General features: G+C 53.3%; 19 protein-coding genes. 15 read left to right on the top strand and 4 right to left on the bottom strand.

Translation table 11 applies throughout. From position 1 onward, the window contains the following. The first annotated feature begins 97 nt into the window (after positions 1-97). The 4 genes from P0D43_RS15225 to P0D43_RS15210 all read left to right on the top strand — a co-directional run bounded on the left by P0D43_RS15225 (position 98) and on the right by P0D43_RS15210 (position 4114). Positions 98-847: an electron transfer flavoprotein subunit beta/FixA family protein gene (locus tag P0D43_RS15225; protein WP_159572088.1), complete on the top strand. Its 750-nt coding sequence runs from the start codon at positions 98-100 to the stop codon at positions 845-847. 23 nt (positions 848-870) lie between these two features. Continuing rightward, a complete protein-coding gene (locus P0D43_RS15220) occupies positions 871-1800 on the top strand; it encodes an FAD-binding protein (RefSeq protein ID WP_341236806.1) in 930 nt (309 codons plus the stop codon). Positions 1801-1850: 50 nt separating this feature from the next. Then, complete coding sequence (locus P0D43_RS15215) at positions 1851-3656, top strand: acyl-CoA dehydrogenase (protein ID WP_394672879.1); 1806 nt, start codon at positions 1851-1853, stop codon at positions 3654-3656. Positions 3657-3724: 68 nt separating this feature from the next. Further along, on the top strand, positions 3725-4114 hold the full coding sequence (locus tag P0D43_RS15210) for a DUF2784 domain-containing protein (RefSeq protein ID WP_159572097.1): 390 nt from the start codon (positions 3725-3727) through the stop codon (positions 4112-4114). A gap of 2 nt (positions 4115-4116) precedes the next feature. Here the strand turns inward: P0D43_RS15210 and P0D43_RS15205 are convergent, their stop codons facing one another. Next, a complete protein-coding gene (locus P0D43_RS15205) occupies positions 4117-4365 on the bottom strand; it encodes a hypothetical protein (protein ID WP_159572100.1) in 249 nt (82 codons plus the stop codon). Between the two features lie 90 nt (positions 4366-4455). Here P0D43_RS15205 and P0D43_RS15200 point away from each other — a divergent pair, with 90 nt between their 5' ends. The 6 genes from P0D43_RS15200 (at position 4456) to P0D43_RS15175 (ending at position 12035) form a co-directional block, all read left to right on the top strand. After that, positions 4456-5403: a LysR family transcriptional regulator gene (locus P0D43_RS15200; protein ID WP_159572103.1), complete on the top strand. Its 948-nt coding sequence runs from the start codon at positions 4456-4458 to the stop codon at positions 5401-5403. Between the two features lie 78 nt (positions 5404-5481). Then, entirely contained in the window at positions 5482-6351 is an 870-nt protein-coding gene (locus P0D43_RS15195) for a bile acid:sodium symporter family protein (RefSeq protein ID WP_159572106.1), read from the top strand. A gap of 152 nt (positions 6352-6503) precedes the next feature. Continuing rightward, positions 6504-7679 (top strand): glutamine-hydrolyzing carbamoyl-phosphate synthase small subunit, encoded by a 1176-nt coding sequence (gene carA / locus P0D43_RS15190; protein ID WP_201301501.1) that lies wholly within the window; start codon positions 6504-6506, stop codon positions 7677-7679. A gap of 59 nt (positions 7680-7738) precedes the next feature. Further along, positions 7739-10969, top strand: coding sequence for a carbamoyl-phosphate synthase large subunit (gene carB, locus P0D43_RS15185; protein ID WP_394672878.1), 3231 nt, complete (start codon positions 7739-7741; stop codon positions 10967-10969). 81 nt (positions 10970-11050) lie between these two features. Further along, the gene (gene greA / locus P0D43_RS15180) at positions 11051-11527 is read left to right on the top strand and encodes a transcription elongation factor GreA (RefSeq protein WP_159572112.1); all 477 of its coding nucleotides are present in this window, start codon (positions 11051-11053) and stop codon (positions 11525-11527) included. 28 nt (positions 11528-11555) lie between these two features. Continuing rightward, complete coding sequence (locus tag P0D43_RS15175; RefSeq protein WP_394672877.1) at positions 11556-12035, top strand: DUF4149 domain-containing protein; 480 nt, start codon at positions 11556-11558, stop codon at positions 12033-12035. A 1-nt stretch (position 12036) separates the two neighbouring features. Here the strand turns inward: P0D43_RS15175 and yhbY are convergent, their stop codons facing one another. Next, entirely contained in the window at positions 12037-12408 is a 372-nt protein-coding gene (gene yhbY / locus P0D43_RS15170; RefSeq protein ID WP_394672876.1) for a ribosome assembly RNA-binding protein YhbY, read from the bottom strand. Positions 12409-12436: 28 nt separating this feature from the next. Between yhbY and P0D43_RS15165 the strand changes: the two genes are divergently transcribed. From P0D43_RS15165 to glmM, 5 genes are all read left to right on the top strand, one after another. Then, positions 12437-13072 carry an RlmE family RNA methyltransferase gene (locus tag P0D43_RS15165; protein WP_159572121.1) on the top strand — a complete coding sequence of 212 codons (636 nt, stop codon included), beginning with the start codon at positions 12437-12439 and terminating at the stop codon, positions 13070-13072. A gap of 150 nt (positions 13073-13222) precedes the next feature. Beyond that, a complete protein-coding gene (gene ftsH / locus P0D43_RS15160) occupies positions 13223-15145 on the top strand; it encodes an ATP-dependent zinc metalloprotease FtsH (protein ID WP_394672875.1) in 1923 nt (640 codons plus the stop codon). 539 nt (positions 15146-15684) lie between these two features. Then, positions 15685-16521, top strand: coding sequence for a dihydropteroate synthase (gene folP, locus P0D43_RS15155; RefSeq protein WP_394672874.1), 837 nt, complete (start codon positions 15685-15687; stop codon positions 16519-16521). After that, complete coding sequence (locus tag P0D43_RS15150) at positions 16521-17507, top strand: GlcNAc-transferase family protein (protein ID WP_394672873.1); 987 nt, start codon at positions 16521-16523, stop codon at positions 17505-17507. The genes folP and P0D43_RS15150 overlap by 1 nt, the downstream gene beginning before the upstream one ends. 30 nt (positions 17508-17537) lie before the next feature. After that, positions 17538-18890: a phosphoglucosamine mutase gene (glmM, locus tag P0D43_RS15145; RefSeq protein ID WP_159572133.1), complete on the top strand. Its 1353-nt coding sequence runs from the start codon at positions 17538-17540 to the stop codon at positions 18888-18890. A 53-nt stretch (positions 18891-18943) separates the two neighbouring features. Here the strand turns inward: glmM and P0D43_RS15140 are convergent, their stop codons facing one another. Next, positions 18944-21487, bottom strand: coding sequence for a hypothetical protein (locus P0D43_RS15140; RefSeq protein ID WP_394672872.1), 2544 nt, complete (start codon positions 21485-21487; stop codon positions 18944-18946). Positions 21488-21869: 382 nt separating this feature from the next. Continuing rightward, on the bottom strand, positions 21870-22757 hold the full coding sequence (locus P0D43_RS15135) for an FkbM family methyltransferase (protein WP_394672871.1): 888 nt from the start codon (positions 22755-22757) through the stop codon (positions 21870-21872). Positions 22758-22779 lie beyond the last annotated feature (22 nt).

Genomic DNA, 22779 nt, shown 5'->3' with positions numbered 1-22779 from the left:
AGACTCTATGAAAAATCGAACGATCGTGCGTTTTTTCTCAAAACGCTTCGTATAATCCAATCATCTATTCTCCAATTTCAACAAAGGGATGGCTTGCATGAAGATCCTGGTACCCGTTAAACGCGTAGTCGATTACAACGTAAAAGTTCGCTGCAAAAGCGATGGTTCTGGCGTGGATATCGCCAACGTGAAAATGTCGATGAACCCCTTCGACGAAATCGCTGTTGAAGAAGCCACGCGCCTGAAAGAAGCAGGCGTGGCCACCGAAGTGATTGCCATTAGTTGTGGCGTTGCCCAGTGCGCAGAAACATTGCGTACCGCCGCTGCCATTGGCGCAGACCGTGGCATTCTGGTTGAGACCGATGTTGAGCTACAGCCATTGGCTGTTGCCAAAATTCTGAAAGCCATTATCGAAAAAGAAGGCATCGACCTGGTCATCATGGGCAAACAAGCCATTGACGACGATTGCAATCAAACCGGTCAAATGCTGGCTGCTTTGGGCGACATGCCACAGGGCACGTTTGCATCCAAGGTGGTGGTTGAGGGCGGCAAAGTCAATGTAACCCGTGAAGTGGATGGCGGTCTGGAAACGATTAGCTTGAGCCTGCCCGCGGTTGTGACAACCGACCTGCGCCTGAATGAGCCACGTTATGTAACGCTGCCCAACATCATGAAAGCCAAGAAAAAACAGATCGACACCATCAAGCCTGCTGATTTGGGCGTGAATGTTGATCCACGTATCAAAACCCTGAAAGTAAGCGATCCACCCGTGCGTTCAGCAGGTATCACCGTGCCCGATGTGGCCACGCTGGTCGACAAGCTGAAGAACGAAGCCAAAGTGATCTAACACAGGGACAAAAGGAGCAAAAAATGTCAGTACTCGTTATTGCAGAACACGACAATCAAAGTATCAAGCCCGCCACGCTGAACACCATCGCTGCGGCCCAGAAAATTGGTGGCGATATCCATGTGCTGGTTTCCGGCAAGGGTTGTGGCGCTGCAGCCGAGCAAGCTGCGAAAGCGGCTGGCGTTGCCAAGGTGTTGGTTGCCGATTCAGACGCCCTGGGTGACCAGTTGGCAGAAAACTTTGCAGCACAAATTCTCGCAATTGCCGGCAACTACGGTCACATTCTGGCACCCGCCACCAGCGTGGGCAAAAACGTGTTGCCGCGCGTGGCTGCCAAGCTGGATGTTGCACAAATTTCCGACATCATCAGTGTTGAAAGTGCGGACACATTCACTCGCCCAATCTATGCAGGCAACGTGATTGCCACGGTGCAGTCTTCGGACGCCACCAAGGTCATCACCGTGCGTACCACCGCATTTGATCCGGTTGCCGCCGAGGGCGGTTCTGCCGCCATTGAAAACCTGAGTGCGGTTGCCGATTCCGGCAAGTCTACTTTCGTAAGCCGTGAAGTGGCCAAGAGCGACCGTCCCGAGTTGACTGCTGCCAGCACCATTATCTCCGGTGGCCGTGGTATGGGCTCCGCAGAAAATTTCCATGTTCTGGACCCATTGGCTGACAAGCTGAACGCCGCAATTGGTGCATCGCGTGCTGCGGTAGACGCAGGCTACGCACCCAACGATTGGCAAGTGGGCCAGACCGGCAAAATCGTGGCACCCCAGCTGTACATGGCTTTCGGTATTTCCGGTGCTATTCAGCACTTGGCGGGCATGAAAGACAGCAAGGTGATTGTGGCCGTGAACAAAGATCCCGAAGCACCAATTTTTGGTGTGGCCGATTACGGTTTGGTGGGCGATTTGTTCGAAGTAGTGCCTCAATTGACGGAAAAGCTGTAAACCAGAAACTGTAAACGACACAAAACGCAAAGCTGTATCAGGAGACGACAATGAGTTACAACGCCCCAGTCAAAGACATGATGTTTGTCTTGAAAGAATTGGCCGGCTTGGATCAAGTATCCCAGTTGCCCGGTTGTGAAGATGCAACCGAGGAAACAGTGGATGCGGTTCTGAATGAAAACGCAAAGTTCACCAGCGAAGTGGTTGCTCCACTGAACTGGTCGGGCGACGTAGAGGCCGCCAACTGGAAAGACGGCGTTGTAACCACAGCCAAAGGCTTCAAGCAGGCATTCAAAGCCTTTGGCGAGCAAGGCTGGCAAGGTTTGCAGCATCCTTCTGAATTCGGCGGCCAAGGCCTGCCCAAGCTGGTGGCAACACCCTGCATGGAAATGGTCAATGGTGCCAATCTCAGCTTTGCGCTGTGTCCCCTGCTGACCGATGGCGCCATTGAAGCGCTGTTGGTGGCCGGCAGCCAGCATCTGAAAGAAACTTACATTCCCAAAATGATTTCCGGTGAATGGACCGGCACCATGAACCTGACCGAGCCGCAGGCTGGTTCAGACCTGGCGCTGGTGCGTTCCAAAGCCGTTCCCCAAGGCGATGGCACTTACCGCATTTCTGGCCAGAAGATCTACATCACCTACGGTGAGCACGACATGGCCGAGAATATTGTTCACCTGGTGCTGGCTCGCACACCCGATGCGCCTGAAGGCGTGAAGGGCATCAGCCTGTTCGTGGTGCCCAAATTCATGGTGAACGACGACGGTTCATTGGGCAAGCGCAACGACGTGTATTGCGCATCCATCGAACACAAGTTGGGTATCAAAGCCTCACCGACCGCTGTGCTGTTGTATGGCGATAACAAGGGTGACGTTGGTCAGGGCGCAATCGGTTATTTGGTGGGTGAAGAGAACAAAGGCCTGCAATACATGTTTGTGATGATGAACGCAGCCCGCTTCCAGGTGGGTGTGCAGGGCATTGGTGTGGCCGAGCGTGCTTATCAGCAAGCCGTGCGCTATGCGAACGACCGTGTTCAGTCTCGCCCGGTAGATGGTTCAGCCAACGAGGCCGTGGCAATTATTCATCACCCCGATGTCAAGCGCATGTTGATGAGCATGCGTTCACAGGTTGAAGCTGCGCGTGCAATGGCCTGCGTGGCGGGTGCCGCATATGATGCAGCCCACTTCCATGCCGATGAAGCTACCCGCAAGCAAAACATGGCGGTGTATGAATTCATGGTGCCGCTGGTCAAAGGCTGGTCGACTGAGATGAGCATTGAAGTGGCCTCCACTGGCGTGCAAGTGCACGGTGGCATGGGTTTCATTGAAGAAACAGGCGCAGCCCAGTACTACCGTGATGCGAAAATTCTGACCATTTACGAAGGCACAACTGCGATTCAGGCCAACGATTTGGTGGGTCGCAAAACATCGCGCGATGGCGGTGCCATGGTAAAAACCTTGTGTGCTGAAATTGCGCGCACGGTGGTTCAATTGAATGAATCGGGTTCAGCCCACGCCAAAGCGGTTGCAGCCCGTCTGGATGCGGCGCGTGCGTCGTTTCTGGAGGCTGCACAATTTGTGGTCGACAACATGAAAGCCAACCCCAACGCCGTGTTTGCCGGTTCAGTGCCTTACCTGAAACTGGCTGGCACCACAGTGGCGGGCTGGCAAATGGCGCGTGCGCTATTGGCTGCCGAGGCCAAAATCAAGGCTGGTGAAACAGACAGTTTCTACAGCGACAAGATTTTGACTTCACGCTTTTTTGCTGATCACGTGCTCAACGCCGTACCCGGCCTGCGCGACAGCATTGTGAACGGTTACCAGTCCGTGACAGAAATGGCCGTTGCCAATTTCTAAATCGCTTAGGTGATTGAGCCGCTTGCAAAGCCCCTCCCTGTGAGGGGCTTTTTGTTTATGCTAACAGCATGAATTACGCCTTTGCAGCTGACGTTGTTTTGTTGACTCACTTCGCCATTGTGCTGTTTGTGGTGGTGGGGTTATTGCTCATTGTTGTGGGCAATTTGCGTGCGTGGCCCTGGGTGAACCGTTGGTGGTTCAGGGTACTTCACCTGCTCGCAATTTCAGTGGTTGTTCTTGAAAGCTGGCTGGGCATTGAATGCCCGCTGACGACCCTTGAAAACTGGTTGCGTTTGCAAGCCGGGCAGGGCGTGTACCAAGGCAGCTTCATCCAGCACTGGGTGCATGGCGTGATGTTCTACCAAGCCCCGGGCTGGGTGTTCGCCTTGGTCTATACCCTGTTCGGCTTGTTGGTTGCGGTGGCCTGGTGGCGCTGGCCGCCACAACAGTTCAAGTAACATTACCAGCCCCCAATGCTGGCACCTGCCGCGTCGAATCCGCCCACCGCACCGTCGGCAAACCACGTGGAAAAGTTCAGCCATTCTGCCGTTTCAGTCACAATGACTGCAGGCAGCTCGGTGGCTTGCGCCAATCCAATACCGGCTAAAACAACAAGCAACATTAATATGGTCCTGATGACTTTGTTTGCGGTATCAAACATTGTCCAGTTCAGGTCCAGGCCAGGTAGGTTTTCGGGCCATTCATTCATGATTCACACTCCTTTTGAGATGGTGTGAACTCATATTATTGTTGTACATTGTGCAAATAAACTACGCATATAGAACTTCACCATTGCGCTATGAGCAACAATTTCAATGAACTTCAGGCGGCTGAAACCTTTTTGATGGTGGTCAACACCGGCAGTTTTGCTGCTGCCGCCAAACTGAAAGGCGAGAACCCCTCCAGCATCAGCCGCGCCGTTGCACAGCTCGAGGCGCATTTGAATATCCGGCTGCTGAACCGCACCACCCGGCAAGTCAAAATAACCGAGGCGGGTGAAATTTATAAGCTGTATGCCCAGCGCATGCTGGAAAGCCAGCAAGAAGCGCGCGATGCAATTACCCAGTTGCAAAGCGGTCAGCCGCACGGCACCGTGCGTATTAGTCTTCCTGTGATTGTGGGTGAAAAAATACTGGCACCCCGTTTGCCGGAATTTCACGCCAAGTACCCCGATGTGCAGTTGCAAGTGGACTTGTCCAACCGCAATGCCATGATCGTGGAGGAAGGTTTTGACATTGCCTTGCGTGTTGGGCCGCTTCAAGATTCCACTTTGCGTGCGCGCAAAATTGCCACCATTTGGCGAAAGCTGTATGCCTCACCCGCCTACCTTGAAAAGCACGGTGCACCTCAAACACCTGGAGATTTGGTTCACCACCAATGCATTGCATTTTCACAGCGTGGTGATTTGAAAGAATGGGAATTCTGGCCAAAAAACGGGGCACAGCCCAGCCAGAAGCATCGAGTGATTTCTTGGTTGACCTGTTCGAGCCCAATCATGGTGGTTCGTGCCATACAAGCAGGGCTGGGTTTGGGTCGCAGTGCGGATTGGATGTTGCAGGGTCCCTTGGCACGCGGCGAACTGATTGAAGTTCTTGAGGATTGGTATTCCGACAACCCGGCCACCGGTGGTTTGCCCATGTACTTGGTGTTTCCACCGGGCTTGAGCAGTCAGTTGTCCCTCAAAACCCGGGTGGTGGCTGACTTTTTGGAGCAAAGTGTGCGAACTGAGTTCAAAAAGGCGGATTAAACGTCAATTTGCTGACAGTGCATGGGTGCGGCTTCGGCTACAGTAGCTGAACAATAAAAAAGACCTCATGGAGACACAATGCTCGGCAATTCCTACATCACGATCGGTTTACCGGTTTCTCTTTTTATCATCATGATCGGCATGGGGCTCAGCCTTACGGTCGAAGATTTTCGTCGCGTCAAGGAACAGCCCAAAGGCGTGATTGTGGGTACCGTGTTGCAGTTGGTGGGGGTTCCCCTGTTGGGTTTCGCCATTGGTGGCTTGTTTGGCGGTGGGGTGATGGCAGCTGGCTTGGTGCTTTCTGCCGCCATGCCCGGGGGTACCACGTCGAACGTACTGACTTACATGGCCCGGGCCAATCTGGCTTTGTCAATCACACTGACTGTAATAGCCAGTTTGCTCACGGTTATCACCATCCCTTTTTACATGGCGTACGCCTTGCCCATGTTTGTTGGGGTGGGAACTGAATTGCAGCTTCCTTTCCTGAAAACATTGATCACCATGATGGTGATCGTGATTATCCCGGTGTGTATCGGCATGTTTATCCGTGCCAAGAAGCCAGCGTTGTCACAAAAGTTTGAGCCGGCCATCAACAAGTTTGCCGTTTTTGTGCTGGTGGCCATCGTGGTGCTGATCGGCATCAGCGAGTCTGACAACATGCTGGGATGGTTTGCCCAGGCCTGGATGCCGGTGGTCGCGTTGAATATTGCTGCCGTGGCGTTGGGGCTTCTCGGTGGAAAGATTTCAGGCCTGGACGCGCGTGACAGCCTGACCGTGTCGATCGAAATGTGTGTCAAAAACTCCACGCTGGGTTTGACGATTGCGCTGTCGTTGTTGCAAAACGCGGAAATTGCAGTGCCAGTGGTGGTGTATGGCTTATTGATGTATGTCACGGTGGCGGTTTTGTGCTGGTACGGTCGTCGAATCGCAAGCAAATCAATCGCCTAAAACGCCCAAAGTTCTCGAAAGGTCACACTTCGGTGTGGCCGAACTCGGCCGTTCAGGGTATAATTCTCGGCTAGCTGAATGATTCTTAGGCAAAAAGCCTGCGCGGGTGTTATTTGTCCCCGGGTGTTTTGTCGCATCTATTGGAGTTTCCCTTGTCGAAATTAGTCGCAAGCGCCCACCCGCGCGCCTTGCTCGCGCTCGCAGACGGCACAGTATTCGAGGGCATTTCTTTTGGCGCCCCCACCACGCAAGTGGGTGAAGTGGTTTTCAATACCTCTCTCACGGGCTATCAAGAAATTGCCACCGACCCCTCCTATTGCCGTCAAATCGTCACCCTTACTTATCCCCACATAGGCAACGTTGGCACTAACCCGCAAGACGAAGAGTCCGCTGGGCTGCATTTGTCGGGTTTGGTGATCAAGGACCTGCCTGAACTGGTGTCGAACTTCCGTTCTACCTTGCCGCTGGCCGATTACTTGAAAAAGCACGGTGTTCCAGGTATTGCTGGTATCGACACCCGCAAGTTAACCCGCATTCTTCGTGAAAAAGGTGCCCAAAACGGCTGCCTTTTGACCGAGGGCAGCGGCGAAACTTTCAGTGCCGAGCGAGCCGTTGAACTGGCCAAAAGTTTTCCTGGGCTGGCCGGCATGGACCTGGCCAAGGTGGTTTCGTGCACCGAGGCCCATGAATGGGTTGAAGGCGAATGGGCATTGGGCGTAGCAGCCGAAGAACCTCATTTCCAGACAGGCGAGCGCCCACACCATGTGGTTGCATTCGATTACGGTGCCAAGCGCAATATCTTGCGCATGTTGGCCCAACGCGGCTGTCGCGTTACCGTAGTGCCTGCGCAAACCCCAGTTGAAAAAGTATTGGCCCTGAATCCCGATGGCGTGTTCTTGAGCAATGGCCCTGGCGACCCCGAGCCTTGCGATTACGCCATCTCTGCCATCAAGCACATTCTGGACAACACCAAACTGCCGGTATTCGGTATTTGTTTGGGTCACCAGTTGATGGCTTTGGCCAGCGGTGCCAAAACAATGAAAATGAAGTTCGGCCACCATGGTGCCAACCATCCGGTGCAAGACCTGAAAACCAAGCGCGTGGCCATTACCAGCCAGAACCATGGTTTTGCGGTCGATGCCGATTCATTGCCCGCCAACCTGCGTGTTACGCATGTGTCGCTGTTCGATGGCTCCATTCAGGGTCTTGAGCGAACAGACCGTGCAGCCTTCTGCTTCCAGGGTCACCCCGAAGCCAGCCCGGGCCCGCACGATTTGGCCGAGCTGTTTGACCGTTTTATTTCAGACATTCAGGCAGCCAAGGCTTAAACAGCCCGCGTGCTTGCCAGTCTGAACCGTATTGAAATTTTTAAAATTAAAGGGAAGTTATGCCAAAGCGTAACGATCTAAAAACAATCCTGATCATCGGCGCCGGCCCCATCGTGATCGGCCAGGCCTGCGAATTTGACTACTCAGGCGCCCAAGCCTGTAAAGCGCTTCGCGAAGAAGGCTACAAAGTGGTGCTGGTCAACAGCAACCCGGCCACCATCATGACCGACCCGGAAATGGCTGATGTCACTTACATCGAACCCATTACCTGGCAGGTTGTTGAGCGCATTATTGAAAAAGAGCGCCCTGATGCCGTGTTGCCCACCATGGGTGGCCAAACCGCGCTGAACTGCGCGCTTGATCTGGCCAAGCATGGCGTATTGGCCAAGTACAACGTGGAATTGATTGGCGCGAAAGAAGAAGCCATTGAGAAAGCCGAAGACCGCTTGAAGTTCAAGAATGCCATGACCAGCATTGGCCTGGATTCAGCGAAAAGCGGTGTGGCCCATTCCATGGAAGAAGCCCTTGAAGTGCAGGCCACCATTGCCAAACTGGTTGGCAGCAACGGCTTTCCGGTCATTATTCGCCCCAGTTTCACCCTGGGTGGCACCGGTGGCGGTATTGCGTACAACGCCGAAGAATTCGAAACCATTTGCCGCCGTGGCCTGGAAGCATCGCCAACCAATGAGTTGCTGATTGAAGAAAGCCTGATTGGCTGGAAAGAATACGAAATGGAAGTGGTTCGCGACAGCGCCGACAACTGCATTATCGTGTGTTCAATCGAAAACCTCGACCCCATGGGCGTGCACACTGGCGACAGCATTACTGTTGCCCCGGCACAAACACTGACCGACCGCGAATACCAGTTAATGCGCAATGCATCCATTGCCATTCTGCGTGAAATTGGCGTGGACACGGGTGGTTCAAACGTTCAGTTCTCGATCAACCCGGCCAATGGCCGCATGATCGTGATCGAAATGAATCCACGTGTGTCACGTTCATCCGCCTTGGCTTCCAAAGCAACCGGTTTTCCGATTGCCAAAGTGGCCGCCAAGTTGTCGGTGGGCTACACACTCGATGAGCTGAAAAACGACATCACCGGTGGTCTTACGCCTGCGTCGTTCGAGCCTTCAATCGACTACGTGGTTACCAAAATTCCACGTTTTGCATTCGAAAAATTCCCCACAGCCGATGATCGCCTGACCACCCAAATGAAATCCGTAGGTGAAGTGATGGCCATGGGCCGTACTTTCCAGGAAAGCTTCCAGAAAGCCCTGCGCGGTCTGGAAGTGGGCGTAGACGGCCTGAACCAGAAAACAACCGACCGTGAAGTGATCGAGCGTGAGCTGGGCGAACCCGGCCCCGAGCGTATTTTCTACGTGGGCGATGCCTTTGCCCAAGGCTTCAGCCTTGAGGAAGTGCACCAGCTGACCAAAATTGATCGCTGGTTCCTGATTCAGATCCAGGACATCGTTGACACAGAACTCGAATTGGAAACCAAAACCCTGGCGGACTTGACCGAGCCCGTGTTGCGTTTGCTCAAGCGCAAAGGTTTCTCTGATCGTCGTTTGGCTTATTTGCTCGACGTGTCTGAAGCGGAAATTCGCAAGCTGCGCCACCAGCACAATGTGCGCCCCGTGTACAAGCGCGTGGACACCTGTGCTGCTGAATTCAAAACCGGTACGGCCTACATGTATTCCACCTACGAAGAGGAATGCGAAAGCCAGCCGACCGACAAGAAAAAAATCATTGTGTTGGGTGGCGGTCCAAACCGCATCGGACAAGGCATTGAATTTGATTATTGCTGTGTACACGCTTCGCTGGCTTTGCGTGAAGACGGTTACGAAACCATCATGGTGAACTGTAATCCGGAAACGGTATCCACCGATTACGACACCTCTGATCGCTTGTATTTCGAGCCTTTGACGCTTGAAGATGTGCTGGAAATTGTGGCCATTGAAAAGCCGGTCGGCGTGATTGTTCAGTATGGCGGCCAAACCCCATTGAAGCTGGCGAAGTCGCTTGAAGCCAACGGCGTGCCCATCATTGGTACCAGCCCGGAAAGTATCGACATTGCCGAAGACCGCGAGCGTTTCCAGAAACTGTTGACCAAGCTGAACCTGCGCCAGCCGCCAAACCGCACTGCGCGCACGGAAGCTGAAGCCATTTCGCATGCGCAGGAAATTGGTTACCCGCTGGTGGTGCGCCCAAGCTATGTGTTGGGTGGCCGCGCCATGGAAATTGTGCACGAGCAGAAAGACCTTGAGCGCTACATGCGCGAAGCTGTGAAAGTGAGCAATGACAGCCCTGTGTTGCTGGACCGCTTCCTGAACGATGCCATTGAAGTGGACGTGGATGCCCTGTGCGACGGCCAAACCGTGATGATCGGTGGCGTGATGGAGCACATCGAACAGGCCGGCGTACACAGTGGCGATTCTGCCTGCTGTTTGCCCCCGTACAGTCTGTCGGCTGACATGGTCAACGAATTGAAGCGTCAGTCTGAGCTTATGGCCAAAGCCCTGAACGTGATTGGTTTGATGAACGTGCAGTTCGCGATTCAAAACGACACTGTGTATGTGCTGGAAGTAAACCCACGTGCCTCACGCACGGTGCCTTATGTGTCCAAGGCCACAGGCAAGCAGTTGGCCAAAATTGCTGCCCGCTGCATGGCGGGTCAAACCTTCGCTGATCAAGGCGTCACCGATATTCCGGTACCCAAGTACTTCTCGGTCAAAGAAGCCGTGTTCCCCTTCGTGAAGTTCCCCGGCGTGGACACCATTCTGGGTCCCGAAATGAAGTCGACCGGTGAAGTCATGGGTGTGGGTCGCACATTTGGCGAAGCTTTCGTGAAATCGCAACTGGCCGCGTCAGTCAAATTGCCAGAAGGCGGCACTGCGTTTATCAGCGTGAAAACCGAAGACAAGAAGCACACGGTGAAACTGGCCAAGGGCCTTGTTGAACTGGGCTTCAAGATTATCGCCACGCGCGGTACAGCGGCAGCCATTGCTGAAGGCGGTATTGAATGCACCGTGGTCAACAAGGTGCTGGAAGGTCGTCCGAATATTGTCGACATGCTGAAAAACGGCGAAGTACATTTGGTGGTCAACACGGTGGAAGAGCGCAGAAGTGCGATCAATGACAGCCGTTACATTCGAACCACGTCGCTGAGTTCTCGTGTTACGATCTTTACAACCATGGCAGGTGCACTGGCTTCAGTCGAGGGTATGAAACACCTCGGCGCAATGGATGTTTACAGCGTCCAGGGCTTGCATGCGGAACTCTCCGCTTAATCTGCCTGTCTGAACCTTTAAGCCGTCTCATAGCAATTTCTGCTATCAGGCGGCTTTCCATTTGCAGGAACATTTGAATTTATGGCAACTATCCCATTGACCGTCAAGGGTGCTGAAAAGCTGAAACAAGAATTACACCGCCTGAAAACCGTTGATCGCCCCGCAGTGATCAATGCAATTTCAGAGGCGCGGGCGCAGGGCGATTTGTCCGAAAACGCTGAATACGATGCAGCAAAAGAAAAGCAGGGTTTTATCGAAGGGCGAATCAAGGAAATTGAAGGCAAGATGAGCAATGCGCAGATCATCGACCCCACCAATGTCGATGCTGAAGGGCGTGTGGTGTTTGGTGCAACTGTGAAACTGGAAGACATTGAGGCCGGTGCCACGGTCGAATACCAAATTGTGGGCGACGATGAAGCGGACATCAAAGCCGGTCTCATCTCTATTTCAAGCCCCATTGCGCGTGCATTGATTGGTAAGTATGAAGGCGATGTGGCCCATGTTCAGGCACCAGGTGGTTTGCGGGAATATGAAGTATTGGAAGTAAAGTACATTTGATAGTGCTTGTTAAGGGAGTGCAACAACAATGACTTGGCGCGGTTTTCGGGGTGCGGAACTGGCGTTCTGGGCGATTTGGCTCGGGGCTTTGTGGTTCATTGCCATTCTGGTGGTGCCAGGTTTGTTCAAATGGTTACCCCGACCGGAAGCAGGTTTGGTGGCCGGCCGTTTGTTCTACATATTGGCCTTGTACTCTTTGGTGAGCAGCGCCTTGTTGTTGGCCCTGTCGAATTTTGCGGGTGAATTGCGCGCCGGTATGCGGCTCAATGTCTTGATGGCCGTAATTTTGGCGGTTAGCGTGGTCGAGTTGGCCTGGTTGCAGCCCCACATGAATGATCTGCGTGCAGCAATGTCCACCTTGGAGGGCGACGCACTTGCGGCCATGCGAAGCCAGTTCGGGAATATGCACGCCATTTCGAGCGTGCTGTATTCCATCAAAATGATCGGGGCTCTGGTGTGGGGTTTAAACCGGTTTGGTGTCAAACCGGTTTTGACCGCAAAAGGCTGATTTAGGCTTTGGAGGCAAACTGGCGCTTGGTTTGGCGTGGGCCTTTGGGTTTTGGCCGGCTTTTGGTTTTTGCTTTTTCGGTGTCTTCTGCCTTGGGGCGGAATAGAACCAGCAATTTGCCAATGTGTTGAACCAAGGCAGCCCCGGTTTCGTCACAAATGGTTTGCGCATATTCAAGGCGGGCTTCCCGATCGTCGCCAGCCACACGTACCTTGATCAAGCCGTGTGCATTCAAGTTCATGTCGATTTCTTTGACCACATTGGGTGTTAAACCCTTGTCGCCAATCAAAACTACCGGATCCAACGCATGGGCCTGGGCTTTAAGCGCCTTTTTTTCGGCAGGTGTCAGGGTTACAGCAGCGGTGTCCGTCATATTAATTTTTCACTCGGTTGGGTAATCGGTGGCTAAAAAGAAGAAACTCAATAAAAACTGGTTGCATGATCACATCAACGACCCTTACGTGAAGATGGCCACGAATGCAGGCTATCGCGCCCGTGCAGCCTTCAAACTGAAGGAAATTGCAGAGCCGGAAGGGTTGTTGAAGCCGGGCATCAAGGTGGTCGACCTGGGCAGCGCGCCGGGAAGTTGGTCGCAGGTGCTTCGGGAAGCCTTGGTTGGGCCCGGTGGCGTCATCAATGGCCGTATTATCGCACTGGATCTGCTTCCAATGGAACCTATTGCGGGTGTTGAATTCATTCAAGGGGATTTTCGCGACGAAGCGGTGCTCGAAGATTTGAATCAACGCCTAGGTGGCGAGAAGCTGGATTTGGTGGTTTCTGACATGGCCCCCAATCTTTCTGGTGTTGCAGCGGCTGATTCAGCCCGGATTGAGCATGTTTGCGAGCTGGCCATCGACTTTGCGGTCAATCAGCTAAAACCCAACGGAGCCTTGATTGTGAAAATTTTTCATGGATCGTCTTACAGCAACATTGTGCACCAGATGAAACAGGTGTTTAAAAGTGTGTCACCGCGCAAACCCAAGGCCTCCCGGGATCGTTCTCGTGAAACCTTTTTGCTTTGCAAGGGTCTTAAATAGGTATTTTGCAGCATCATGATCCAGGCGATTGCGATTGTTAATGCACACCATGAATTAGTGTGATGGCGTAATTCGTTGGCTTGGGTTTAAAATGGACAACCTGCCCCCATTTCCCTAGGGTGGTGGCAGAGTCCTCGAGGAGAAGTGGCATTGAATAATTCGTTTTCCAAAGCAGCAGTTTGGTTGGTCGTGGCGTTGGTGCTTTTTACTGTGTTCAAACAGTTTGAAGGCCAGCAGGTTCGTTCCAACGAGATGACATATTCCGAATTCATGCAGGATGCGCAAAATGGACGCATCAAGAGTGTGATCGTTGAAGGCCGCACCGTGCGTGCCCTCACTACCGACGACCGTGAGCGCCTGGTGTATTCTCCCGGCGACATCTGGATGGTCGGTGATCTGCTGAAGTACGGCGTGCAGGTACGTGCCAAGCCCGAAGAAGAGCCATCTTTGTTGATGAGCCTGTTCGTGAGCTGGTTCCCGATGTTATTGCTGATTGGTGTGTGGATCTTCTTCATGCGTCAAATGCAAGGCGGAGGCAAAGGTGGTGCGTTTAGCTTTGGCAAAAGCCGAGCCAAGTTGCTGGATGAAAATACCAACCCGGTTACTTTCGCTGACGTGGCTGGTTGCGACGAAGCCAAAGAAGACGTGCACGAATTGGTTGAATTCCTGAAAGACCCCACCAAATTCCAGAAATTGGGTGGCCGCATTCCCCGTGGCGTGCTCATGGTGGGTTCGCCTGGTACTGGTAAAACATTGTTGGCCAAAGCCATTGCAGGCGAAGCCAAAGTGCCTTTCTTTACCATTTCAGGGTCGGACTTTGTTGAAATGTTTGTGGGTGTGGGCGCTGCCCGTGTTCGCGACATGTTTGAACAAGCCAAAAAGCAGGCACCTTGCATTATTTTCATCGATGAAATTGATGCGGTGGGTCGCCAGCGTGGTGCCGGTTTGGGCGGCGGTAACGATGAACGCGAGCAAACCCTGAATCAGATGCTGGTTGAGATGGACGGTTTTGATACCAACCAGGGCATTATTGTGATTGCTGCAACCAACCGCCCCGATGTGTTGGACCCAGCGTTGCTGCGCCCTGGCCGTTTTGACCGCCAGGTGGTTGTAAGCCTGCCCGATATTCGTGGCCGTGAGCAGATCCTGAAAGTGCACATGCGCAAAATCCCGATGTCGCCCGACGTCGATGCGTCTGTGTTGGCCCGTGGCTGCCCCGGTTTCTCCGGTGCTGATTTGGCCAACCTGGTGAACGAAGCTGCCCTGTTTGCTGCACGCCGCAATGGCCGTGTGGTCGAAATGAGCGACTTTGAAAAAGCCAAAGATAAAATCATCATGGGCGCAGAGCGCCGCAGCATGGTGATGCCGGAAGAGGAGCGCCGCAACACGGCTTACCATGAGTCTGGCCACGCTGTGGTTGCCAAATTGATGAGCAAAACCGACCCCGTGCACAAGGTCACAATTATTCCGCGTGGCCGTGCTTTGGGTGTAACCATGCAGTTGCCGGAAGGTGACCGTTACAGCATGGACAAGGAACGCATGCTGTGTACGCTTGCGGTCTTGTTTGGTGGTCGTATTGCCGAAGAAATTTTCATGAACCAGATGACCACTGGTGCCTCGAATGACTTTGAGCGTGCCACAGCCATTGCCCGCGACATGGTAACCCGCTACGGCATGACCGAGGCCCTTGGCCCCATGGTGTATGCCGAGAACGAAGGTGAGGTGTTCCTGGGCCGTTCTGTGACCAAGACCACGCACATGAGCGAGCAAACCATGCAAATGGTCGATGCTGAAATCCGCAAGATCATTGATGCCCAGTACAAAGTGGCCTGGGACATTCTGGATCAGAACCGTGAGAAGGTTCACGTCATGGCCAAGGCCTTGCTGGAATGGGAAACCATTGATGCAGACCAGATCAATGACATCATGGAAGGCAAAGATCCACGTCCACCCACAACTGGTGGTAGCACGCCGCCCACAGGTGGCAGCCCCAGTTCCAGTGGCGGTGGTGGCGAGAAGGTAACACCTGCGCCGCAACCTGCACCTGCTGCGATGAGTGTGAAAGCGGACTAATCGTCGGGTTGGTGAAAACTGAAAAGCCGTTGGTTTTGCGACCAGCGGCTTTTTTGTTTGGTGCGAGTGAGTTGGCTTTGAGCGAGGCTTGGGTGCTACACCGGTTGGCCTAAGCAACGCTTCTCGGTCCGGCTTGATGCTTCTGGCTTGGGGCATGCGAAACGCTTAAGCGTCTTCGCATCGATCCCCCGGATCGCCCCGCGCTGCGAAGCCGCCGGGAAGCCTTGCAAAGCCGGCCAACCGGTGTAGCACCCAAGCCTCGCGCGTTGCTAACCCATTCGCTTGGCTTGCTCAGGTCGCAATGCCCTCGCAACGCCGATCAAGAAAACCTGCCCGTTTGAATTCACCCGCCACGTTCGGCCATAGGCCGGCACCGAGACTCGGCCCGCTTTTTTGCCGAGCGAGGTGAGTCAGGGTGAATCTCAAAAAGGGAAATACAGGTTTTCTGGCGCGAGAGGGTATGCACCTGAGCAAGCTGAGCGGAACAGGTTTGCACCTTTGCCGTAAAATGGCTTCTACAGCAACTCACTAGGTAGCACATGGTTCGCACTTGGAAGGCAGGTCGATTCGAGCTTACATACACCCACGGCCAGCCCCTGATTATGGGTATTGTGAACGTGACGCCCGATTCTTTTTCCGATGGCGGCCGATACAACCAAACCAACCTGGCCATTGAACATGCCCGCCAACTGGTGGAGCAAGGCGCGCAGATTCTGGACATCGGTGGCGAATCCACCCGCCCTGGCGCAAAAGGCGTAGACGCGGATGATGAATGGAAACGTGTGGAGGATGTGCTCAAAGAGTTAATGGGCTGGAACGTGCCTTTGTCAATTGACACGATGAAAACCAAAGTGATGGCACGGGCTGTTGATTTGGGTGTGGATATTCTGAATGATGTGAACGGTTTTCGAGAAACAGGCGCAGAGGCAGTACTTGCGCAATCCAATGCCGGCGCGGTTGTGATGCACATGCAAGGCGAACCGCGCACCATGCAGAATTCACCGGAGTACGGCAATGTAGTCAGCGATGTGGAGGCATTTTTGAACAAGCGCTTGGTCGCGCTTGAACAGCTGGGTGTAAACGCAAGCCGTATTTTGGTAGACCCTGGTTTTGGTTTTGGTAAAACACTTCAACACAATGTTGATTTGATGAAAGCGACCCCGTTGTTTTCCACGCTCGGGGCAGGGGTGCTGGTGGGCGTTTCGCGCAAGCGCATGATCGCTGAGCTCACCGGGCAAACCGACCCTGGCTTGCGCACGGCGGGTTCGGTGGCAGCCGCCACTTACGCCGCGCAACATGGCGCTGCTGTGTTGCGGGTTCATGATGTGCGCGAAACTGTGGAGGCATTGAAAGTGGCCTTCGCGTTGAACCAATAATGCAAGCCAACAGTTTGCAAAAGTTTCCGACAATTTTTGTGAGTGTGGCGGCTTACTGCGAGCCTCATCTTCAGCTGACCATTCACCATTTGTTTTCACAGGCGAAACACCCACAGCGGATTTTTGTGGGCCTGGTGGATCAGTCTGAGAATTTGAATCCGGATTGGTTGCAACAATTTCCTGCACGCAAAAATATCAACTATGTGGGCTTGTCACCAATTGATTCGCGTGGGGTTAGCTGGGCGCGGTCTATCGCGTTCTCGCTGTACAACGATCAGGACTATTTGCTGCAAATTGATTCCCACACCTTGTTTGATCAAGGCTGGGATGAATTGTTGATTGAGCAGTTCAAGCAGCTAAAAAACTCCCATCCAAAGCCTTTGATCAGCACCTACCCGCCGGGTTTCAGGTTTGATTCACAGGGCAGGGCAGTGGCGGATGAACCACTTAAATCGGACGAGATATTTTTTATTGATCGCGACCCTGCCAGTGCGCTGAACGCCGATCGGGCTGTGTTGCAGTTCCGGGTGGTTCGCAAACGGGTTGAACCGCCTGACATTACCCACCTGCCAGGTTTTCATGTCGGGGCTTGTTTTTTGTTCACCACAGGCGACTTTACACAACAGGTGCCTTACGATCCTTACCTGTATTTTCGGGGCGAAGAACAAAGCCTTTCCCTGCGTGCGCATGCCAAGGGCTATCAGGTGTTTCATTCGCGGCACAATCTGATTCCGCTGTATCACCTGTACAAGGAAGTGGGCAAGGCGTATGAGGGGCAGCACTGGCACCCTGACATGGACGCCAAGCGCCACACGCCTTTTGGCTGGTTGCAACAACGTTCCAATGAAAGGATCAATGCCTTGTTCACGCCAGGGTCTGATTTGGGTGCTTATGGCATTGACAGCCCGGCGCAACTTGAAAGCTTTTGTAAATTAAGCGGGATTGATTACCGGGGTCGCACCACAGTTCCCGTAAAATCAGATTGATAAACATTATTCACCTATTGCAGACATTCAATGAGCAGACAATATTTCGGTACCGATGGCATTCGCGGCACGGTGGGGCAAAGTCCCATGGTTCCTGACTTTGTGTTGCGTTTGGGGCAAGCCGCAGGCACGGTGCTGGCCAAATATGAGGGCGGTGGAAGGCGCCCGCAGGTGTTGATTGGCAAAGACACACGGGTGAGTGGGTATTTGCTGGAAAGCTGCCTGGAGGCGGGCTTTACATCGGTTGGCGTGGATGTGGTTTTGGTGGGGCCCATGCCCACGGCAGGGGTGGCCTATTTGGCACGTGCTTTGAACATGTCGGCCGGTGTGGTCATTAGCGCTTCGCACAACCCTTACCAAGACAACGGCATCAAGTTTTTTTCAGGAGAGGGTACCAAGTTGCCCGATGCCTGGGAGATGGAAATCGAAGCGCAATTGGCCTTGAATGCACCGTGCAAGTCGTCTGAAGAGCTGGGCAAGGCCAAGCGCCTGAACGACGCAGCGGGTCGTTACCTTGAGTTTTGCAAAGGCACTTTTCCGCGCGACAAACATTTGCGTGGGTTAAAAATTGTGGTGGACTGTGCCAACGGCGCAGCTTATCAAATTGCACCCGCTGTGTTTCGTGAATTGGGTGCCGATGTGGTGGTGCTTGCAGACCAGCCAGATGGTTTGAATATTAACCGCGGCGTGGGTGCCACCTACCCCGACTTTGTGGCTCGAGCCGTTTTTGAACACAAGGCCGATTACGGTTTTGCGCTGGATGGCGATGCAGACAGGCTGATTTGTGTGGATGGCAGTGGCCGGATTTACAACGGCGATGAACTGTTGTTTGCTTTGGTGGCCGAGCGTTTGCACATGCAGGGCAAGGTCGATGGTGTGGTGGGTACCTTGATGAGCAACCTGGGGCTAGAGCTTGCTTTGAAGCAACTGAATGTGGACTTTGAGCGTGCCAAGGTGGGCGATCGCTATGTGTTTGAGAAGTTGCAAGCCAATGGTTGGCAATTGGGCGGAGAAAGTTCAGGCCATTTGCTGGTGCTGGACCGTCATTCCACCGGCGACGGCATTGTGAGCGCCTTGCAAGTGCTGCGCGCTGTGCGCAATTTGGGCATGCCTTTGGCCGACATTTTGAAGCCGGTGGCCATGTTGCCGCAGGTGCTTAAAAATGCACGTTTGCCTGTGGGGTACGACTGGGCCAACGATATGACAGTGCAGGGCGTTTGCGAGGCTGTGAAGGCTGAGCTTGGCAGCAATGGCCGTTTGTTGATTCGCCCTTCCGGCACCGAACCTGTGCTGCGCGTGATGGTTGAAACGGCCGATAAGCCCACCGCCAATCGCTTGGTTGATTCGATTTTGCAGGCTTTGCCCAAGGCGCCCCCGCAGTAAATCGCGGGGGGCTTCGAGGCTTCTTTGAACCTGTTGGTTGACGTTAGTCGAAGTTAGGCGGGGCTGAGCGTTTGCAGATGCTCGATGAAGGGTGTTGGACTTCCCCCCTCGATTGAAGACGAAATGGCAGCAGGTGTCCCGGCCAGAAAGCCCACTGGGTCAGGTCCGTCTCCGGGGTCACCACCAACTGGAGCACCGCCGCCTTGCAATGAGGCCATGATTACGCCGGGAGCACCTTCGAGTGTGCCCTGAACAAACTCAGGATTGCTCTGGTCGGGCGTGCCGCGCGCGTCGGTATAAGCCTCACCTTCTAAAATGGCTTGAATACGTGGGGCCAATTCGTTGCTGCCGCCTGGAGCTCGACTGGTCAGAAATGCCTGCCCTGCATCTGGACCTTGCTCTTCAACCGAGGTCAAAAATGCATCTGTGCCTGCATTGTATTCAGTCACAAACAGGTTCAGGCCTTCATCCACGCCAGTGAATGCGCGTTCGACGCCTTCAACAAATGCAGAGGCAAAGGCTGCGTCTGCGGGCACCAAACCCTTCACCAGTGAAGGTGCTGGTCCTTCACCGCCGCCGCCACCGCCGCCAGCGGCAGCAGCTACAACCTCAGCGGGAAAACTCAACACGCCGTCTGCAATTGTCAGTACGTCGTTTTCGGTACCAATCACATCCATGTTCGCAAATGCGTCATCGTCGCCAAAGCCATCATCGCCGTCGGGGCCGTTGACAAATTCGCCAAAATCCGTGGCCGGATCGTCACCATCATTTTCACCATCGACATTGCCCACGGCATCGGCTGCCAGGGAGGGTACGGCTTCGACCAGTTGGACTGCGACACCGGAAGTGTCGTCCATGATTTGACCTGCAAAGTTTTGAACTGCAAGACTGCCAGCGGCAAATCCGTCTTCCGGGCTACCACCGGTGGCTGGGTTACCAGCTTCAAAAGCGGCTTGCATGTCGCTTGCAAATTGTTGCTCAGGCGATTGCTCAACTGGATCGCCTTCATCGGGTGGGGGTGGTGCCGGTGCGTAACTCGCCGGGTCAATACCTTGCAGATTGCCAGCAATAACACCCGCAGCAGCAGCTGCGCGTGTGGCCAGGTTGTCTCCACCAGGGCCCTGTTGGATTCGGTCAAATACAACTGCAGTCATGTCTGTCTCCTTAGAATTATTAATAACAGCGAGTGTCACATCGGCGATTTGCCTTTGTGTGGTGGAGATGTCCCTAGAGACAATCCCCATTTCGTTGAGGGCAAATGTGCCCAAGGTCACCACCGAATTGGCGATGGCCGTGTCTGGTTCTTGTAGTGCTTGAACTATGGATATCGGAGGAAGGCGACCGGTCTGAATCGTGTTTGCAGCAGCAAGGAGAAGGCTTTCTAGCCCTGCACCAATTGGTCCGGTAACAGGTGCCAGTTGCGGAATTAGAACCGTCGGGATAAAAACTTGCCCTTCGGATGGCAAAGTTGCTTCTCCGGGCTGTACGTCAAAGCGCATTGGCGTGCCGCCAGCGTTGATTGCAAGATTGTCGATTGACGTACCAAGTGCGATTCGCAGACCGTCTTCACTGAAGGTGCTTCGAAAGGCATTTGCTGTATTTTGCAGCGACTGTGCGATGTTGCTACGGGTAATATCCACCGTGGCCTGTTGAACTTCAAGAGTGCTGCCCAAGTTCACAGAGGCATTGCTCAGTAGAAGGCCTTCTTCACCCGTTTGCGATGAGTCCGGAAGTGTGACAGAACTTTCATCTATATTTGCAACGTCGCTTTGAACTGATGGTGCAGAGGCCTCGTTCAGAATATTCACGTCTTGAACTGACAATACGGGTTGTTGTCCGCCCGCAAAAATTTGAATTTTTGGATCAAGCACCGTAACCGACGAGTTTTCAGGGTCGTCTTGGTGTATTTCGACGCTTAAGGCTTCTACGTTTTGGAGTTGTAGCAGTTGAATGCCCAGTGGCGCGACTGTCAGTTGATCCGCGCTTAACAACATAGGAAGCGTGATGTTGTCGGAGTCGCTGTCAGAGTCGCTGTCAGAGTCGCTGTCGGAGTCGCTGTCGGAGTCGCTGTCGGAATCGCTGTCAGAGTCGCTGTCGGAGTCGCTGTCGGAGTCGCTGTCGGAGTCGCTGTCGGAGTCGCTGTCGGAGTCGCTGTCGGAGTCGCTGTCGGAGTCGCTGTCGGAGTCGCTGTCGGAGTCGCTGTCGGAGTCGCTGTCGGAGTCGCTGTCGGAGTCGCTGTCGGAGTCGCTGTCGGAGTCGCTGTCGGAGTCGCTGTCGGAGTCGCTGTCGGAGTCGCTGTCGGAGTCGCTGTCGGAGTCATCGCTTGGTGTCACAGCACTGCTCGAACCACCCGCAATTACTCCCAGAGTGACAGCCCCTCCAGCGAGCGAACCAAATCCAGCCAAACCCAACTCGGCACCGAATAAACCTGCCAGTTTCTCAGTCTCTTCGTCGGTATCCTTTTCGAGCAAAACGCCCTGCTCAATTTGTTCTGTCTCGTTTTCTTGTTCTACCTGCGATAAATCAGCTTGCTTTGGCGATACAAGGACTGGCTTTTCATGACCGGTAAGTGATTGCGCATTGTCAGTCTTGGTCAAGACGATAGGCGCATCTCCAGCAGGTGGCGCTGGCATAGATCGCTTTGTACCCTCTGATTCGGTGTGCTCGGTCATTTGGCAGACGGGACTTGTTGTTGTCCAACTGCTACTTGCGCTGATTTGAGGTGGATTTTATTTGGAATTCTGGATTTAACAAATATTACGGAGAATTTTTATTTTTCTTTTTTCTTTTTTTGAAAAATAAATATATAAAACATATTGTTATGAAATTTATTAAGAAAAGAGTGTGGTGTCTTGAAGGGTTTTACGGGGAATATTTACTAAATTTTATTTGACAATTTAATGTAATGTTCTAATTTAATACCAACGTAAATTAAAAGAAAACGCTCAGAAAGAAGTAGGCATTAATCCCAGTGTCTTTTTACGGTTGATGTGTATGATTTGTTACCACGGGCAGAGTGATCCAGCTGCAAACCCGCAAGTCTTTCACAGAGCGTTGCAGGTAGCGGCCCTGCCGAACTTCGTACCGACCATATTGAAAGGTGACGCCGGCAGCTTGTTGTTGACGGGCGTAGCCGAGCGCTGAATCCAGATTGTTCTCGTGGGGCAGGTTTAGCGGTGAGTAGTTTTTCGGGTAACCCTCGAGGTAATACCCTTTCGCAGTTTGAATGATAGTGCGCTCACCTTTCAGCCGGTTCAGGTTCAGGCGAAGATGCGTGTCGCTGGCGCCGCCGCCTGTTTGACAGGACACGATGTCGTAGCCCATCAAAATAAGCTTTGCAATTAGCCGATGAATCGTTTCGCTGTCGGACAATTTATTCGATTCAAAAATGATTTGATGAGGCCATTGCTCGGGTTTTGCATCACTGAAAAAATCGTTCAGTATCACTGCGTCATGTCCCTCGGTGTCGACCTTGAGCATGAATACGCCGTGAACTTCGTGCTGTTGAAAAATGGTTTGCAGCCGAAGGCAGGGTACAGCCTGAATCACCAGAACATCTTGTTGAGCCAGGCCAGTCTTCGCGAGGAGTTTTTCAACAGTTGGGTGAGGTGCGCCGATTGAATTGCAGCCGCGAAGCCAGTTGGGCAGTTTGTGTTTCGCCAGCATTTGAGGTGGTATGAAATAGACATTCACCGTACCTTCCACATTGGAGATGGCCGCGTTGATTTTTTTACAGCCCGGGCGGTTAGGCAAGCGATCAATGTAAAGTGATATGGGGTCGATCGACAGGCCCCGCGTGTCAGGCCCAGCAGCCTGAATCAGGGTGTTGAAGTCGGAGGTACCAATTTCAATGAAGTCCAGGAACATAATGTTTTCAGTCAGATTTCAG

It is taken from the genome of Limnobacter sp. (assembly GCF_043511195.1).
GTDB lineage: Bacteria > Pseudomonadota > Gammaproteobacteria > Burkholderiales > Burkholderiaceae_B > Limnobacter.
The sequence above is the reverse complement of the archived record's forward strand: the minus strand, read 5'-3'. Positions and strand labels throughout refer to the sequence as shown.

Coding starts and splice junctions, on each gene's coding strand:
- yhbY (WP_394672876.1), bottom strand. CDS start 12,408: ATGACGGACACCGCTGCTGTAACCCTGACACCTGCCGAAAAAAAGGCG.
- P0D43_RS15215 (WP_394672879.1), top strand. CDS start 1,851: ATGAGTTACAACGCCCCAGTCAAAGACATGATGTTTGTCTTGAAAGAA.
- P0D43_RS15175 (WP_394672877.1), top strand. CDS start 11,556: ATGACTTGGCGCGGTTTTCGGGGTGCGGAACTGGCGTTCTGGGCGATT.
- P0D43_RS15220 (WP_341236806.1), top strand. CDS start 871: ATGTCAGTACTCGTTATTGCAGAACACGACAATCAAAGTATCAAGCCC.
- P0D43_RS15195 (WP_159572106.1), top strand. CDS start 5,482: ATGCTCGGCAATTCCTACATCACGATCGGTTTACCGGTTTCTCTTTTT.
- P0D43_RS15135 (WP_394672871.1), bottom strand. CDS start 22,757: ATGTTCCTGGACTTCATTGAAATTGGTACCTCCGACTTCAACACCCTG.
- P0D43_RS15205 (WP_159572100.1), bottom strand. CDS start 4,365: ATGAATGAATGGCCCGAAAACCTACCTGGCCTGGACCTGAACTGGACA.
- carB (WP_394672878.1), top strand. CDS start 7,739: ATGCCAAAGCGTAACGATCTAAAAACAATCCTGATCATCGGCGCCGGC.
- folP (WP_394672874.1), top strand. CDS start 15,685: ATGGTTCGCACTTGGAAGGCAGGTCGATTCGAGCTTACATACACCCAC.
- P0D43_RS15200 (WP_159572103.1), top strand. CDS start 4,456: ATGAGCAACAATTTCAATGAACTTCAGGCGGCTGAAACCTTTTTGATG.
- P0D43_RS15150 (WP_394672873.1), top strand. CDS start 16,521: ATGCAAGCCAACAGTTTGCAAAAGTTTCCGACAATTTTTGTGAGTGTG.
- P0D43_RS15225 (WP_159572088.1), top strand. CDS start 98: ATGAAGATCCTGGTACCCGTTAAACGCGTAGTCGATTACAACGTAAAA.
- greA (WP_159572112.1), top strand. CDS start 11,051: ATGGCAACTATCCCATTGACCGTCAAGGGTGCTGAAAAGCTGAAACAA.
- P0D43_RS15210 (WP_159572097.1), top strand. CDS start 3,725: ATGAATTACGCCTTTGCAGCTGACGTTGTTTTGTTGACTCACTTCGCC.
- glmM (WP_159572133.1), top strand. CDS start 17,538: ATGAGCAGACAATATTTCGGTACCGATGGCATTCGCGGCACGGTGGGG.